Source organism: Glycomyces sp. YM15, assembly GCF_016918015.1.
Taxonomy (GTDB): domain Bacteria; phylum Actinomycetota; class Actinomycetes; order Mycobacteriales; family Micromonosporaceae; genus Glycomyces.
Map to the genome: position 1 here is coordinate 57,800 of NZ_JAERMK010000015.1, position 15,323 is coordinate 73,122.

Sequence of the window (15,323 nt, forward strand, 5' to 3'; positions counted from 1 at the left end):
GTCAACCATTCGGCGAACGGAATTCACCCATTGTGCGGGTCTTCGGGCTCAACCGAGGTCGTCGGCGCTCAGCTCAATGCTTCGGGGAAGAGGCTCGCGGTCCACGAGTCGACCCGCCCGTCGCCGCCGCGCCGCGTCCGCCTGCGCGTGCCCTCGATCGTGAACCCGGCCTTCTCCGCGACGCGTTTCGAGGCCTCGTTCCCGACCACCGCGCGCCACTCGATCCGCTCCAGGCCCAGGTCCTCGAAGCCGAGCCGGCACAGCCGCCGGACCGCCGCGGTCATCCAGCCCTGTCCGCGCGCCCACGGCGAGCAGAAGTAGCCGATCTCGGCCTCGCCCGGCGCCTTGAGGACCAGATCGACCGAACCGCAGTACCGGTCGTCGGCGTCCGCGAGCGCGAACAGGACGCGCTCGCCCCGGTCCCACGCGCCCCGTGTGAACGCGAACCAGCGGTCGGCCATCGCCCTGGAGTAGTCACCGGGCAGGTCCACCCACCGCTGCACTTCCGCGTCCGCGCAGGTCGCGGCGAGGTCGTCCAGGTCCGTCTCGCGCAGCGGCCGCAGTCGCAGCCCGACCGCGCCGGTCTCCAGCTCGCCGCGTTCGGCCATGAAGTACCCGGCCTGGCGCTTCAGGACCGCGTAGTCCGCGGGCGGGTCGTCCGGCCCGCGCACCTCCCCGGGCAGCACGCCGCCGACCCAGCAGTCCTTCGAGACGCCCCGCTGGTGCACCCCGTTGCGGGCGATGCCCTCGACGGTGAACCCGGTGCGGATCGCCGCGAGGCGGGAGGCATGGTTCCCCACGATCGCGTCCCAGGCGATGCGCTTGGCGCCGAGGTTCTCGAACCCGAACTCGACGGCGGCGCGGATCGCGCGCTGCGCCACGCCGCGCCCCCGCGCCCAGGGGGCGGTCACGTACGTGATCGTCAACTCGTACGGGAACGACTTGGTGAGCGCCATCGAGCCGACCAGGTTCCCGACCTCGTCGACCACGGCCCAGCGAGGGTTCCCGCTCTGCCAGTGCCGCTCCTGCAGCCACACGAAGCGCTCGCGGGCGGTGCCCGCCCACGGCAGCGGCATGACGAGGAACCGCTCGATGAGCGGGTCGGCGTAGATCTTCGCGAGATCGGCCATGTGCCGCTGCTCCCACGTGACGAGTCGCAGGCCGTCGGCGGTGAGGGTGACGGGTTCCATAGCGTCCGATTGTGCCGCACCGGCTGCCATCGGGGCCAGCCGCTGACGACGCGTACTATTGACCGGGAAATCCACCCGATTTGGCCGAGACGTTGCTGTGGGAGCTGATCTTCCGTGTCGTTGTTCGAGAAGGTACTGCGAGCCGGCGAGGGCCGTGCGCTCAAGCGACTCAACGCGATCGCCGACGCGGTCGACTCCTTGGAGGACGAGTACGAGGCGATGACCGACGCGGAGCTCCGCGCGCTCACCGACGAGTACAAAGAGCGTCTGAACGACGGCGAGACCACTGACGACCTCATGCCCGAGGCGTTCGCCACCGTGCGCGAGGCCGCCAAGCGCGTCCGCGGGATGCGGCACTACCACGTGCAGCTCATGGGCGGCGCGGCCCTGCACCAGGGCAACATCGCCGAGATGAAGACCGGTGAGGGCAAGACCCTCGTGTCGACGCTCCCGGTCTACCTCAACGGCCTCACCGGCAAAGGCGTGCACCAGGTCACCGTCAACGACTACCTGGTGCGACGCGACGCGGAGTGGATGGGCGAGATCCACCGCTTCCTCGGCCTCACGGTCGGTGTGGTCCTCCCGGGCGAGGGCGCTGCGATGCACCGCGAGGCCTACAACTGCGACATCACGTACTCGACGAACAACGAGCTGGCGTTCGACTACCTGCGCGACAACATGACCAGCTCGGCCGACGGCCTCGTGCAGCGCGGCCACCACTTCGCGCTCGTCGACGAGGTCGACTCGATCCTCGTCGACGAGGCCCGCACCCCGATCATCATCTCCGGCCCCGCCGAGCACACGCCGCGCTGGTACAAGGAGTTCGCGGAGATCGTGCGCACGATGAAGCGCGACGAGCACTACGAGGTCGACGAGGGCAAGCGCACCATCGCGATCACCGAGCGCGGTGTCGCCCGCGTGGAGGACCGCCTCGGCATCGAGAACCTCTACGACTCGGTGAACACCCCGCTCGTCGGCTACCTCAACAACGCCATCAAGGCGCACGAGCTGTTCGAGCGCAACCGCGAGTACATCGTCTCCGAGGACAAGGAAGTCCTCATCGTCGACGAGTTCACCGGCCGCGTGCTGCCGGGGCGCCGCTTCAACGAGGGCATCCACCAGGCCATCGAGGCCAAGGAGAAGGTGGACATCAAGCAGGAGAACCAGACGTTCGCCACCACCACCCTGCAGAACTACTTCCGCATGTACGACAAGATCGGCGGCATCACCGGTACGGCGCAGACCGAGGCCGCCGAGTTCAACAACGTCTACGGCATGGGCGTCATCCCGATCCCCACCAACAAGCCGATGATCCGCAAGGACCAGTCCGACGTCATCTACAAGACCGAGGAAGCCAAGTTCCAGGCGGTCGTCGACGACATCGCCGAGCGCCACGAGACCGGTCAGCCGATCCTCGTCGGCACCACCTCGGTCGAGAAGTCCGAGATGCTCGGCCAGTTCCTGAAGAAGCGCGGCATCCCGCACAACGTGCTCAACGCGAAGAACCACGCGAAGGAAGCCGACATCATCGCCCAGGCGGGCCAGCGCGGCGCCGTCACCGTGGCCACCAACATGGCCGGTCGCGGTACCGACATCATGCTCGGCGGCAACCCCGAGTACCTCGCGGCCGCCGACCTGCGCGCGCGCGGGATCGACGAGGCCGACGAGGAGACCTACGCGGCCGCTTGGGAAGAGGCCCTCGCGAAGTTCGAGGAGACCACCAAGGCCGAGGCCGAGGAAGTGAAGGACGCCGGCGGCCTGTACGTGCTGGGCACCGAGCGCCACGAGTCGCGGCGCATCGACAACCAGCTGCGCGGCCGCGCCGGACGCCAGGGCGACCCGGGCGAGTCGCGGTTCTACCTCTCGCTCTCCGACGACCTGATGAAGCGCTTCAACGCGGATGCGGTGCGCGCCATGATGAACCGGCTGCGCGTCCCGGACGACGTGCCGATCATCTCCAAGATGGTGTCGCGCCAGATCGAGTCGGCGCAGTCGCAGATCGAGGGCCACAACGCCGAGATCCGCAAGAACGTCCTCAAGTACGACGAGGTCATGAACAACCAGCGCACCGTCATCTACGACGAGCGGCGCAAGGTGCTGGGCGGCGAGGACGTCTCCGAGCAGATCGGGCACTTCATCGACGACACGCTCGAGGCCTACGTCGCGGGCGCGACGAGCGAGGGCTACGCCGAGGACTGGGACCTGGATGAACTGTGGAGAGCGTTCAAGCAGCTCTACCCGATCCAGATCTCGCACAAGGACCTCGTGAACAAGGCCGGGGGCCTCTCGGAGCTCGACGCCGAGACGTTGCTGTCCGCCGTGAAGGAGGACGCGCACGCCTACTACGCCTCGCGCGAGGAGGAGTTCGGCGAGGAGATCCTCCGCAAGCTCGAGCGCCGCGTGCTGCTGCAGACGATCGACCGGAAGTGGCGCGAGCACCTGTACGAGGTGGACTACCTCAAGCAGGGCATCAGCCTGCGGGCGTACGCGCAGCGCGACCCGGTGATCGAGTACCAGCGCGAGGCCTTCGACATGTTCCAGACGATGCTCGACGGCATCAAGGAGGAGTCGGTCCGGTTCCTCATGAACGCCGAGCTCAAGCAGAAGACCGAGGGCGCGGCCGAACCCGAGGCGCAGATCCGCGGCCTCGAGCCGCTGAAGAAGCCCGAGATGCTGGTGCAGTCGGCGCCGTCGATGGACACCGCGAGCGGTGTCGAGCAGCAGACCACGACCGAGGACGGCGCGGTGTTCAAGCGCCCGCCGAAGCCGGTCCCCGGTCAGAAGCGCGCCGTGAAGCGCACTCCGGGCGCGGGTACGAAGGGCGCGGCGAAGGTCGCCCCGAAGTCCGCCCGTTCGGCCGGTCCGCGCAAGGCCTCGACCGCGCCTCCGGCGAAGCAGGCGAACCCGCAGCAGCGCCAGTCCGAGAAGGTGGGGCCGAACGAGCCGTGCCCGTGCGGTTCGGGCAAGAAGTACAAGCGCTGCCACGGGGCGCCCGGCGGGGCCGCAAACTAGGGGCATGACCCGTCGTATCTATGTGCCCGCGAACGCGGAGATGCTGGCTCACCTCGCCGCCCGCGGTGAGGTGACGCCGAGCACGGTCCACACGGTGACGGCCTGGCTCAGGCGCGAGGCGCCGCAGGCCGATGTGGAGGACTTGGAGTACACGGCGTTCGCGGACGCCGCGCTGGCCTCGGTCGCGTTGCTGCCGGGCCAGCCGCCGCGGCGGGTGGTGATCTCCGCTGACGTCCCCGACGAGCTCGTCGCGGATCAGCCGGGGAGTACGGCCGCCGCGTTCGACGGCAGTGTGAAGCTGAAGAAGGTGGCGGCGATCCACATGGACGACGCCGCCGCGGCCGAGGAGATCGCGGCCGAGCTCGCCTCGGATGAGCCCGACCTGGAGTCGATCGAGTCGAACGTGCTCGACTGGTATGCCCCGTCGGAGCTTCAGGACCTGTTGGCGGCCTTGGGCTTAGCGGTCTTCGGCAGCAGCAGCCCGAAGGCGAGCACGGCGCAGAACGCGCCGGCGAACATGGCCGTCATCGAGCCGTTGTACTGCCACTGGAAGCTGAGCGCGAGGAACGCGTTGTCGAGCGGCGAGACCTCGTCGAGTCCGACGCCGAGGAGCACTTCGACGCCGATCTGGGCGATCACGGTGGACACCAGCCAGATCGCGCCGGGGATCGCCCCGGCGAGCAGGTGCCCGAGGAGCTTCACGCCTGCTTTCTTCTTGCGCAGGTAGAGGAACGCGCAGACGCCGCAGGCGAGTCCGGCGATGAACGGCAGGGTGCGGCCGAGCGCGCCGTACTGGTCGAGCGGGTCGGAGAAGAGGCTCACCGATGTGGCCGATTCGAACAGGCCGCGGGCGAACATGAGGCCCAGGAGCAGCAGGGTCGCGCTGAGTCCGGCGACGACGGTGACGCTGCGCCTCGGCAGCGCGAACAGGCCGCCGACGACCGCAGAGCCGAGCAGCACGAGTGCCAGGACCAGGGCGATCGAAGCGTCGACGGCGAAGCTCGTGTAGGCGACGGCCCCGGCGGCGAGTCCGATCACGGTGAATCCGAGCGCGGTCATGGCCCGCTGCGGGCCCCTCAAGAGCCGGGGCGTGACGACGCCGGCGACGGCGCCCGCGAACGCGGCGACGATGATGGGGCTGAACAGGCTGTTCGCCAGGAGCATCACGCCGGTGTCGTCGAGGCCGTCGGCCATGCCGGTGAGTCGGTAGAGCGAGAAGACGACCCCGGCGAGTGAGAGCACCGCGGAGGCGCTGAGCACCCACAGCGCGACCAGGCCCGGCTGGGGAGAAGCGTGCTCGGTTCCGGTCGTGGCGCTTTCGGCCGCCGCTGACTCCTTGATCGGGTCCTGAGCTTCCTGCGTTTCCGTCACCAGCCCAGAGTACGGACCGGGCACTCGGGGCATTCCTGCGGAGGCCCGAGTGTGGGCTGGGCGGATCAATCCCGGGGCGCACCGCTCCTTGTTCACATCGCAGCAGGTCACGGGCCTTGAACTGTGCGAGGATGGCGACAGGGCAGCCGATCTTGTAGCCTACTGATCAAAGACATAAATCTGCAGTAGCCATTGATTCGACGGGAGGGCGCGATGGACGCCTTGTTTACGGTTCCCACTCCGGAGAACGAACCGGTCAATTCGTACGCGCCGGGCACTCCGGAGCGCGAAAGCCTCCAGAAGACGCTCGCCGAACTCTCGAGCACCCAGCTCGACCTTGACCTCAACGTCTCCGGCGAATGGCGCCGCGGCGCCGGCGCCGAGATCAAGGTCGTGCAGCCCCACCGCCGCGCCCACGTCCTCGGCGTCACCCATGAGGCCACCGCCGCCGAATGGGCCGACGCGGTCGCCGCCGCCAAAGCCGCACGGCACGACTGGATCCGCACCGACTTCGCCGACCGCGCCGCGATCTTCCTGCGCGCCGCCGAACTCATCGCGGGGCCCTACCGCGACATCCTCAACGGCGCGACCATGCTGGGCCAGTCCAAGACCGCCACGCAGGCCGAGATCGACGCCGCGTGCGAACTCATCGACTTCCTGCGCTTCAACGTCAGCTTCGCCGAAGGCATCTACCGGCACCAGCCGAACTCCTCCAAGGGTCTGTGGAACCGCACCGACCACCGGCCGCTCGACGGGTTCGTCCTCGCGATCACCCCGTTCAACTTCACCGCCATCGCAGGGAACCTCCCCACGGCCCCGGCGATCATGGGCAACACCGTCGTGTGGAAGCCCTCGCCCACCCAGCAGTTCGCGGCGCACTTCGTGATGCGGGTGCTCCTCGAGGCGGGCCTGCCGCCGGGCGTCATCAACATGGTCACCGGCTACGGCGAGCACAGCGAAGTCGCCCTGCTCGACCCCGACCTCGGCGGCATCCACTTCACCGGCTCCACCAAGACCTTCCAGCACCTGTGGAAGACCGTGGGGCAGCACATCGCCGGGTACCGCTCGTATCCGCGGATCGTCGGCGAGACCGGCGGCAAGGACTTCATCGTCGCCCACCCGAGCGCCGAGCCCCAGTCGCTCGCCGTGGCGATGGTGCGCGGCGCGTACGAGTACCAGGGCCAGAAGTGCTCGGCGCTCTCGCGGACGTACGTCCCGGCCTCGCTGTGGAAGAGCGGCCTGCGGGACATCGTGGTCGGCATGACCGAGGACCTCACCTACGGCGACGTCACCGACTTCGCGAACTTCGGCGGCGCCGTCATCGACGACCGCTCCTTCGCCAAGCACACCGCGCTCTTCGAACGCCTGCAAGGCGACCCGAAGGCCACCGTGCTCACCGGCGGTTCGGCCGACGACTCCCAGGGCTACTTCGTGCAGCCCACCCTCATCGAGTCCACCGACCCGACGCACGAGCTCTTCACCGACGAGTACTTCGGGCCGATCAACGGCGTCTACGTCTACGACGACGACGACTTCGACACCGTCGTCCGCCAGGCCGCCGACATCGCCCCGTACGCGCTCACCGGCGCGGTCTTCGCCACCGACCGGGCCGCGATCGCCCGTGCGAGTGAAGCACTGCGCTTCGCGGCCGGCAACTACTACATCAACGACAAGCCCACCGGCGCCGTCGTCGGCCAGCAGCCCTTCGGCGGCTCCCGCGGCTCGGGCACCAACGACAAGGCCGGCTCCTGGCAGAACCTCGTCCGCTGGGTCAGCCCGCGCTCCATCAAGGAGAACTTCCTGCCGCCCATCGACTACCGCTACCCGCACCAGGGTTAGCCAGCCTCGAACGAGGGGGCCCGGACTGCGAAGTCCGGGCCCTTTTATGCTTGGCCCATGACGAAGCGTGAGCATCCGCTCAAGGGCGAGTTCGACACTGCCACCGCCCGTTGGGAACGCACCACCCACGAGGACGGCACGCCCGCCGCGCTCGAGATCGGCTACGCCGACAACGGCCTGGTGGCCCTCCGCATGGCCGAGGACCCCGAGGGCGACATCCTCATCTACACCCCGTCCGAATGGGAGGCCTTCGTCGAAGGCGTCCGCGACGGCGAGTTCGACATCGAGACCTGGGACGACGAGCCCATCGTCGAGATCATCGAAGACGACGAGGAAGACGCGCCCGCGAGCAAGTAACCCGCAGGGCCACAACCGAATCCGAGACCGCACGACCGCGCCGGCGCATCGATCGCCGACGCGGTCGCTCCGTTTTCGCACCTGTTCCGGATGTGCCATCTTCAGAATCCCCGTGCGTCCGTGTATCCGAACGGACTCGACGGTCTCTTCCCTGGTGAATGACGTGATTTCCGTCCAGCCCGTGGCGTTCGCGGCATTCCGGGCTTGAGTGCCTCCCGACCTATCGGCGCCTTGCGACTGAGCACATTTACGGCTCGCAAGCTTCGCCGTACCCCACGCATGGCGGCAGGCGAGGAGAATGGATCGCGAAGGATCCCCCTCCTCACCGGACAACCGCATAGACCCCCGAGACCAGCAGAGGAGCTCCCATGCGATTGGTGTTCGCCGATCACGAACCCCATCTGAAGCCCAACCCCCGCCGCGACCACATGAGCGGCGTGCCCGAACTCTCCTACTCGACGCTGGACCGCCACGGCGGCCGCGTCCTGGCCCCGGGCCAGGTCGTCCGCACCGCGGGTCAGTCCGCCCCGGTCGGGACCATTTACCGTTACGACCGCCTGCTGGTGGACGAGTCGGTCATCAACGACGCGGAGACCCGCGAAAAGCTCGAGAACGCGATAAGTCCCACCGGATTGTGGCTCGAGAGCCAGGCCGCGAGTTCGATCGTCGCGGGGCAGGGTTCCTACCGGGTTCCCGTTGTCAGTGCCCACGGTGACCAGTCCGCCGTCGATGCTTGGTCACTGCTTCAGCGCCTGCGCACCGACACCAGCGAAGACAGCCTTTCCGAGGACCTCCTCGAAAAGGTTCGTCTTGAACACTTGATGATCTGTTCCAAGGGAACGCCGGGCGTGAGCGGTGGTGAGCCTCCCCTCGGAGATCCGCGGGCATTCTCCCTGGGACGCATCCCTGTCGACATGGTCAACCCAATGCCCGTGCGCAGCCGCTTGGATGGCCGACTCCGTGTCGCGATTCTCGACACGGGGGTTCCGACCAAGCACCCCGCCTTCGACGTTTCCGACCGCACTGAAGGCGAAGACTCCTTCGTCGTGGTCGATCATGCCTTCCAGGCGAAGCTCGGTGAACATTCCGACTCACCCGCGATCCCGCTTGACGACCCTTGGGAGGGTCCGGTTCACGAGCCGACCCTCATCGGCGAGGTCGCCAGCCACTTCGGCCATGGGACCTTCATGACCGGCCTGCTCCGACAGATGTCTCCCGATGTCCAGGTCTACTCACTCCGAGTGGTCCACAACGATGGTCTTGCTTACGAGCACGAGGTCATCGCGGCACTGCACCACGTCGCCGATCAGGTCGAGGCCGTCCGAAACGGTGACAGGGAGGCCTTCGGCGTCGATGTCGTAGTGCTGGCCATGGGTTATGTGGACGAGAACCCGCACGACGAACCCGGTGGCTGGATCGGTGATGCTGTGCAGCGCCTGGCCCGGCTGGGAATTCCGGTCGTGGCCGCTGCCGGCAACCAGTCCTCGGACCGGCCGTTCTACCCGGCGGCGTTCGCGGCTTACCCGCAGACGGAGAACGCTGCGCCGATTCTGAGCGTGGGAGCCCTCAACCCCAATCGCCACATCGCGATGTTCTCGAACGAGGGCCCCTGGGTCTCGTGCTACGCCACCGGGGCCGGGTTGGTGAGCACGTTCCCCTGTGAGGCCAAGGGTTCGCGAATGCCGGACCGCCGAGCGAAGTCGACGATCCTCAACCGTCACCGTGAGAGCCACGATCCTGACGACTTCTCGTCCGGATTCGCGGTCTGGAGCGGCACTTCGTTCGCCGCGCCGTTGGCGGCGGCGTTCCTTGTGAACGCCATGTCGGAGGCAGAGATTGGAGCGGTGGACGGCGCTGCACAAGCGTCAGCGCGCGCACACGAGGCGTTGAAGCGGTTGAAGAAGCAGCTAGCCTGATGCCATGAACGCGACTTCGGCTCACTCGGTGGCCGCTGTGGATTACGACCGGCGCGCGCGGCTCTATCTCGCTGCGCGCGCCGGGGACAACACGGCGCAGAGAACTCTCGTCGGGGAGCTCAACGAGCTCCTGTGGCGAGCTGCCCGCAGGACCGGCCTGGACCGCGAAAGCGCCTCGGACGTCGTGCAGACGGCCTGGCTTCGCCTGTGGCACATCGAGAAAGAGCTGGAACAACCTCGTGCGCTCACCAAGTGGCTGCTCACCACGGTCAGCCGCGAGGCCTGGAAGCAGATCGGTCATATGCGGCGCGAGGTCGTCGCCGATCCGATTGATATCCCGGAGGGAGCGGCCATCGAAGGCATCGAGGACGGCCTCGTCCGCGACGTCGAGCGAGAGGCCGTCCGACGCGCCTTCCTTGCCCAATCAGAGCGGTGCCGGCGATTGCTCGCCTTCGTGGCGACAACAGCCCGGCCCGACTACGACGTGATAGCCGAAGCGTTGGGAATGAAGAGGGGGAGCATCGGCCCGACCCGTGGCCGGTGCTTGGACAAACTGAGAAGGGCGCTCCAGGACGATCCGTCCTGGGACGGAGGTGAGGAGCGGGATGAAAATGCAGCCTGAATACGAGAGTCAGGGTGAATTCGAGCCGTTGGACTCCTGCGACGAACGGATTCTCGCAGTGATCAACGAGCTTCATCATCGAGACGATCCGATTCCGACCGATCTCAATGAACGTGTGCAGTTCGTGCTCGAACTCGAAGCCGAACTCGATGCACGGGTCGCCGACGTTTATCGGCCCACGGAATTGACGTTGGTTCGCGGAGACGCCGAGCTGACTGTGAATCAAGGAGATCCAGCATCGATCACCTTTGACTGCGAATCGGTCGCGGTCATGGTGACCCCTCGCCCTTCCGCACTGGGGGAACTCCGCCTCGACGGCTGGATAGCACCTGAGGGATCCTATGAGGTCGAGTTGCGGAGCCCCAGCGGCGCTCGGCGCGTGTCCACCGACGAGTCCGGTCGGTTCGTCGTCGAGGGCCTGCCCAACGATCAGATGTTCCAGCTCGTGGTCCGGCCTGAGGAAGATCTGCAGAGAGTCGGCTTGCCAGCTGTGGTCGTGACGCCTGCAGTCCGGCTGTAGCATATGAAGAATGCTCTCCCGCGTATGGCGGTTGTACTCCCGCGGCCGTCGCCTGCAGGCACGCGGACAGATTGTCGAAGCCGCAGAGGCCCTTGAGACCGCGCTGGCTCTGCTTGAGTGGGACCCCCGGCATCCCCCTCCCGTCGGCACCTCGCGTGCACGATTGACTGCCAGGGTCCTCACCACTCGCTCGGTGACCTTGATGCACCTCGGCGATTCTCCGGCAGGAATGAAGCTCCTGGATCAGGCGGAGAAGTTCGTCCACGAATCCGATCTCGGGATCCTGCTCCATCAGCGCGCCTTCATACTCTGGCAGAACGGCCGGCTGACCGATGCGTTGCGCTGGTTCGAAGCGGCGGAACCTCATCTCGAGGCCAATGGCCCCGACTGGCTGTACGCGGGGCTGTTCCTTAACCGGGCCGCGGTGTGGCGCGATCTCGGTGAGCTGCAGCGCGGCCTGGCGAGCATTGAACGGGCAATCCGGCTGTACGAAGCGATCGGCAGCCCTCTGCTTCAGGCGAAAGCGCGCCACGCCGAGGCGTTGATCTTGCTGGACCTCGGCGAAATGGCAAAAGCGCTGCAGGCGTTCGATCTGCTTCGAGTGCAGTACCGCCAATACGCTCCGGAACTCGAATCCTTCCTGGAAGGGTCCTACGCCGATGCGCTCCTGTACGTCGGAATGTATCGCCAGGCGGCAGAGCACTGGGCCGATGCGATAGCCGCTCTGCGCCTGGCTGGAGACCACCGAAGTGCGGCCATCTTCGAATTCTGGAGAGCTGTTGCGGCCTTCGAAGACAATCAGTTCGAGCTGGCGACCGTCTGGGCGAAGCGGGCAATGGACTCGCTCTACGAACAGCGCAACGAGCCGATGGCGTTCCTGGCGCGATTGCTGATCCTTCAGGGGCAGTTCGATTCGCGAACCGAAGGATTCGATTTCGCAGACAAGGTTTCGCGGCTTTGCGTCGCGCTGGAGCAGCGCGGGTGGACGATGCGGCTCAATCAAGCCAAGATTCTTGCAGCTCGCGCGCGGATCAGGGCAGGCGACCTTGAAGGGATCGAAACCGCCCTGGACGAGAACCAGGCGGGGCCTGGCTATGAGGCGCTGGCGGAAGGACTTGCGCGGCACCTTGCCCGCGCAGAGCTCGCCGAAGCACGGGGACTCGATCCGATGCCGGAGCTGCAGGCGGGCCTCGACCTCCTCGACGAGTACCGAATGACCTTCGGCTCGGTCGAGTTTCAGGCTGGTGTCTCGGCGCTTGGTGTCCAGCTGGCAAGTAGGGGGTTGACGCACACTACGAACCACGGCACCCCGTCGGACATGTTCCGATGGGCCGAGCGTTGTCGGGCGCAGGCGCTGAGGATTCCACCGGTCAAGTCTTCGGCCGAATCCGATGCCAGAGAGGCTCTTGGCCGACTGCGTCAAGCGCGCCAACTGCTCTGGGACATTCAAGTCGAAGGCGGAGACGCGACCGAAGCGCTCGGGCGCGTGCAAAGCCTGGAAGAGGAGATCCGCGCCTACGATCGTGCAAAGCCAGGACCGGGGCAGCAAGCGGACCGTGTCGTGCCCGAGGATCTCCACGAACTTGCGGAATCTCGGGGCACCGTCGTGATCAGTCTTTACGAGGTCGGCGGCTTTCTCCGAGCGGTCCTGGCCGGCGGTGCTGGGCTCAAGCATGTCCGCCTGCTTCCGCTCGCCGATGCTTCCGAGCTTGAACGCCGCCTCGGTGCAGACCTTGATGCCCTTGGCAAGCCTTTCAAGCTGCCTCCGCGCCTCCAGTCGAGCGTAGAGGGTTCGCTGCGTCGCAACGCTGCGGCTCTCGCTGCGGGAATCTGGGGCCCGATCGCCGATTACGTGGGCGACAGCCAGGTGGTCATCGTCCCGCACAGCCGACTCGCCTGGGTCCCTTGGCCTTTGCTGCCGCAGCTTCGTGGTCGTCCAATGACGGTCTCGCCCTCTGCCGAGGCCTGGTGGCGGGCGGTGCATCGCACCCGTGCGACCGGTCCTGCCCTGGTGGCGGCGGGCCCCGGGCTCTCGCGCGCTGGCGGTGAGATTGAAACGGTTGCCGGCCTCTACCCGGCCGCGAATCTGATAACCGCCGAACATTCCGACCCCGAGCTGGTTCTGAAGGCGCTCGACGGCGCCTCTGTAGCCCACATTGCGGCGCATGGGCATCACGAGCCCGACAACGTCCTCTTCTCCCGCCTCGACTTCGGCCTCGGCCCGCTCAACGCGTACGAACTCCTTGGCCTCGACCAACCGCCCGGCCACGTCGTGCTGTCCTCCTGCGACCTCGGCCGGTCAACCGTCGCGGTCGGCAACGAGACACTCGGCTTCACCGCGGCGCTCCTGCACGCCGGAACCTCCACAGTGGTATCAAGCCTCGGTCGCGTACCCGACGACATGGCCGCCGAGATGATGATCGAATACCACCGCCGCTGCGCTGCGGGTGCGACCCCCGCCGAAGCCCTTGCGGCAGTGGGGGAGCACCGACCATGGCATCCGTTCGTCGCGTTCGGTGCCTAGCGTTCCAGAAACCACCCCCGACACAAAGGTCCACCCCTGATGACCGAACCCGAGACGAAGCCCAAGTCCATGTTCCGCAACCCCGACTACCGGCGGATCTTCGTCTCCGTCGGGGCGAGCCAGATCGGTCTGCAGGTCGCGTACTTCTCGATCTCGATCATCGCGGTCGTCGTGCTCGACCTCAGCGAGTCGCAGATCGGGATCCTGTACGCGATGGACCAGATCGCGTTGGTGCTCTTCGGTCTGCTGGTCGGCGTCTGGGTGGACCGGTTGCGGGACAAGCCGATCATCGTCGTGAGCGAGATCCTCAGAGGCGTGGTGATGCTCAGCGTCCCCGTCGCGTGGGCGTTCGACGCCATGACCGTCTGGCACGTCTTCGCAGCGATGTTCCTGCTGGGCTTGACCTCGGTCTTCTTCGATGTCGCGCAGACGAGTTACGTTCCCCGACTGATCGACAACAAATTCCTCGCGAGCGGCAACTCGCGCATCCAGGGGATCAGGTCGGCCTCCGACACGGGCGGTCCGCTGGCCGCCGGCCCGCTCGTCTCGCTACTGACAGCGCCGGTGGCGATCGTCGTGGCGGTGGTGTCGTTCGCGGTGTCGGCGTTCGCCGTCGCGACGATCAAGTACCGCGAGGAAGAACCCGAGAAGCCGGAGAAACCGCACCTGTGGACCGAGATCGTTCAGGGCGTCAAGTTCATCTTCCACGACAAGCTCCTGCGGAGCATCCTGCTGGTGAGCACCTGGTGCAACCTGTCGATCGGGGCGTTCCAGGCCATGCTCATGGTGTTCCTCATCCGCGAGGCGGACCAGTCGAGCGAGGTCGCCGGGTTCGTGCTCGCGGGTTCCGGCGTCGGCGGGGTGCTCGGGGCGATGCTGGTCGGCCGGATCTCGAAGAAAGCGGGCGTCGGCCCGACTGCGATTGCGGCGCTGGCGGTTTCGGGTCCGGGCATGGCGATCGTCGCCGCGTCGGGCGCCGGCTGGGGCGCGGCGGTGGCGTTCGCGGGGCAGGTGGTGTTCGTGGCCGCGATCGTCGTGTTCAACGTGAACGTCATCAGCTACCGCCAGGCGGTCACCCCTGACGACATGCAGGGCCGTGTCGGCGCGACGCAGCGGGTGATCTGCTGGGCGGGGCTCGCCGTCGGTTCGATCGTCGGTGGTTTCACCGGTGACGTGCTCAGCGCTCGTGCCGCGCTGCTGATCGCGGCCGCGATGCTCTTCGTCGGATTCGTGCCGCTGCTGCGCACGCCGCTGCGCAACCTCAGGGAGATCCCCGAGGAAAGCGCGCTGCAGTCCTGAACGATCCCGGCATGGGTTCCGGCACGGTGCCGCCGGTGAACGCACCCGCGCGTGTTCCGCAATTCGGCCGATACCCGAGTCGTTGGCGCGCAGTAGATTCCGATGGATGAAGGCAACCTGGAACCCGGACGCTCCCGGCGTCCTGCGACTGCCCTCCGGCCGCCTCGTGCGCGGCCGCGGTCTCGCCCGGCCGCTCCCGGAAGGACCGACGCCGGACTTCGCGCTGTACCTGCTCGGCAAAGAACCGCCCGCCGCTGCTTGGGAATCCGAGTGGATCCGCTGGCCGGACTTCCGCCTCCCGAACGACAAGCCCGCGTTCGCGGCCGCGCTCCGCACCGCCTGGGTCCGTGCCGAGTCCGAGCGGGTCGAGTTCGCCTGCCATGGCGGCCACGGCCGCACCGGCACCGCCCTCGCCTGCCTCGCGATCCTCGACGGCGTCCCGGCCGCCGAAGCGGTCGCCTACGTTCGCGAGCACTACGCCGAGAAGGCGGTAGAAGCCCCGTGGCAACGCCGCTTCGTCACCCGTTTCACCGCGAATGATCGGTTCGATTGATCCGGTGCCCGCGAACATTCGCGCACTGCAGCACTCTGCGCAGCCGCAGACACGGGCGGGGGGGGGGGGGGGGGGGCCGGGCCCCCCCCCCCCCCCCCCGGGGGGCCCCCCCCCAACCAG

Annotated in this window: 11 protein-coding genes and 1 pseudogene; 10 read left to right on the forward strand and 2 right to left on the reverse strand. The window is 67.3% G+C overall.

The window, feature by feature from the left end; all coding sequences use genetic code 11:
- Positions 1 to 68 precede the first annotated feature (68 nt).
- Complete coding sequence (locus JHY01_RS16900) at positions 69 to 1,190, reverse strand: GNAT family N-acetyltransferase (protein WP_205326829.1); 1,122 nt, start codon at positions 1,188 to 1,190, stop codon at positions 69 to 71.
- Between the two features lie 114 nt (positions 1,191 to 1,304).
- Between JHY01_RS16900 and secA the strand changes: the two genes are divergently transcribed.
- Together secA and JHY01_RS28160 are read left to right on the forward strand one after the other, a co-directional pair.
- A complete protein-coding gene (gene secA, locus JHY01_RS16905; protein WP_205326830.1) occupies positions 1,305 to 4,202 on the forward strand; it encodes a preprotein translocase subunit SecA in 2,898 nt (965 codons plus the stop codon).
- A gap of 40 nt (positions 4,203 to 4,242) precedes the next feature.
- A pseudogene (locus tag JHY01_RS28160) lies at positions 4,243 to 4,587 on the forward strand (hypothetical protein); the annotation flags it as partial.
- A 47-nt stretch (positions 4,588 to 4,634) separates the two neighbouring features.
- On the opposite strand, the gene JHY01_RS16910 reads toward JHY01_RS28160, so the two are convergent.
- On the reverse strand, positions 4,635 to 5,573 hold the full coding sequence (locus tag JHY01_RS16910) for a hypothetical protein (protein WP_205326831.1): 939 nt from the start codon (positions 5,571 to 5,573) through the stop codon (positions 4,635 to 4,637).
- A gap of 213 nt (positions 5,574 to 5,786) precedes the next feature.
- Here JHY01_RS16910 and pruA point away from each other — a divergent pair, with 213 nt between their 5' ends.
- The 8 genes from pruA (at position 5,787) to JHY01_RS16950 (ending at position 15,203) form a co-directional block, all read left to right on the forward strand.
- Positions 5,787 to 7,412 (forward strand): L-glutamate gamma-semialdehyde dehydrogenase, encoded by a 1,626-nt coding sequence (gene pruA / locus JHY01_RS16915; protein WP_205326832.1) that lies wholly within the window; start codon positions 5,787 to 5,789, stop codon positions 7,410 to 7,412.
- Positions 7,413 to 7,469: 57 nt separating this feature from the next.
- Positions 7,470 to 7,769 (forward strand): DUF397 domain-containing protein, encoded by a 300-nt coding sequence (locus tag JHY01_RS16920; protein WP_205326833.1) that lies wholly within the window; start codon positions 7,470 to 7,472, stop codon positions 7,767 to 7,769.
- A 368-nt stretch (positions 7,770 to 8,137) separates the two neighbouring features.
- A complete protein-coding gene (locus tag JHY01_RS16925; RefSeq protein ID WP_205326834.1) occupies positions 8,138 to 9,685 on the forward strand; it encodes a S8/S53 family peptidase in 1,548 nt (515 codons plus the stop codon).
- A gap of 4 nt (positions 9,686 to 9,689) precedes the next feature.
- On the forward strand, positions 9,690 to 10,307 hold the full coding sequence (locus JHY01_RS16930; RefSeq protein WP_205326835.1) for an RNA polymerase sigma factor: 618 nt from the start codon (positions 9,690 to 9,692) through the stop codon (positions 10,305 to 10,307).
- Entirely contained in the window at positions 10,291 to 10,827 is a 537-nt protein-coding gene (locus tag JHY01_RS16935; protein WP_205326836.1) for a hypothetical protein, read from the forward strand. Before JHY01_RS16930 ends, JHY01_RS16935 begins: the two co-directional genes overlap by 17 nt.
- Before the next feature lie 202 nt (positions 10,828 to 11,029).
- Positions 11,030 to 13,351 (forward strand): CHAT domain-containing tetratricopeptide repeat protein, encoded by a 2,322-nt coding sequence (locus tag JHY01_RS16940; protein ID WP_240192913.1) that lies wholly within the window; start codon positions 11,030 to 11,032, stop codon positions 13,349 to 13,351.
- Between the two features lie 39 nt (positions 13,352 to 13,390).
- Entirely contained in the window at positions 13,391 to 14,650 is a 1,260-nt protein-coding gene (locus JHY01_RS16945) for an MFS transporter (protein WP_205326838.1), read from the forward strand.
- A 106-nt stretch (positions 14,651 to 14,756) separates the two neighbouring features.
- Positions 14,757 to 15,203, forward strand: coding sequence for a protein phosphatase (locus JHY01_RS16950; RefSeq protein WP_205326839.1), 447 nt, complete (start codon positions 14,757 to 14,759; stop codon positions 15,201 to 15,203).
- Positions 15,204 to 15,323 lie beyond the last annotated feature (120 nt).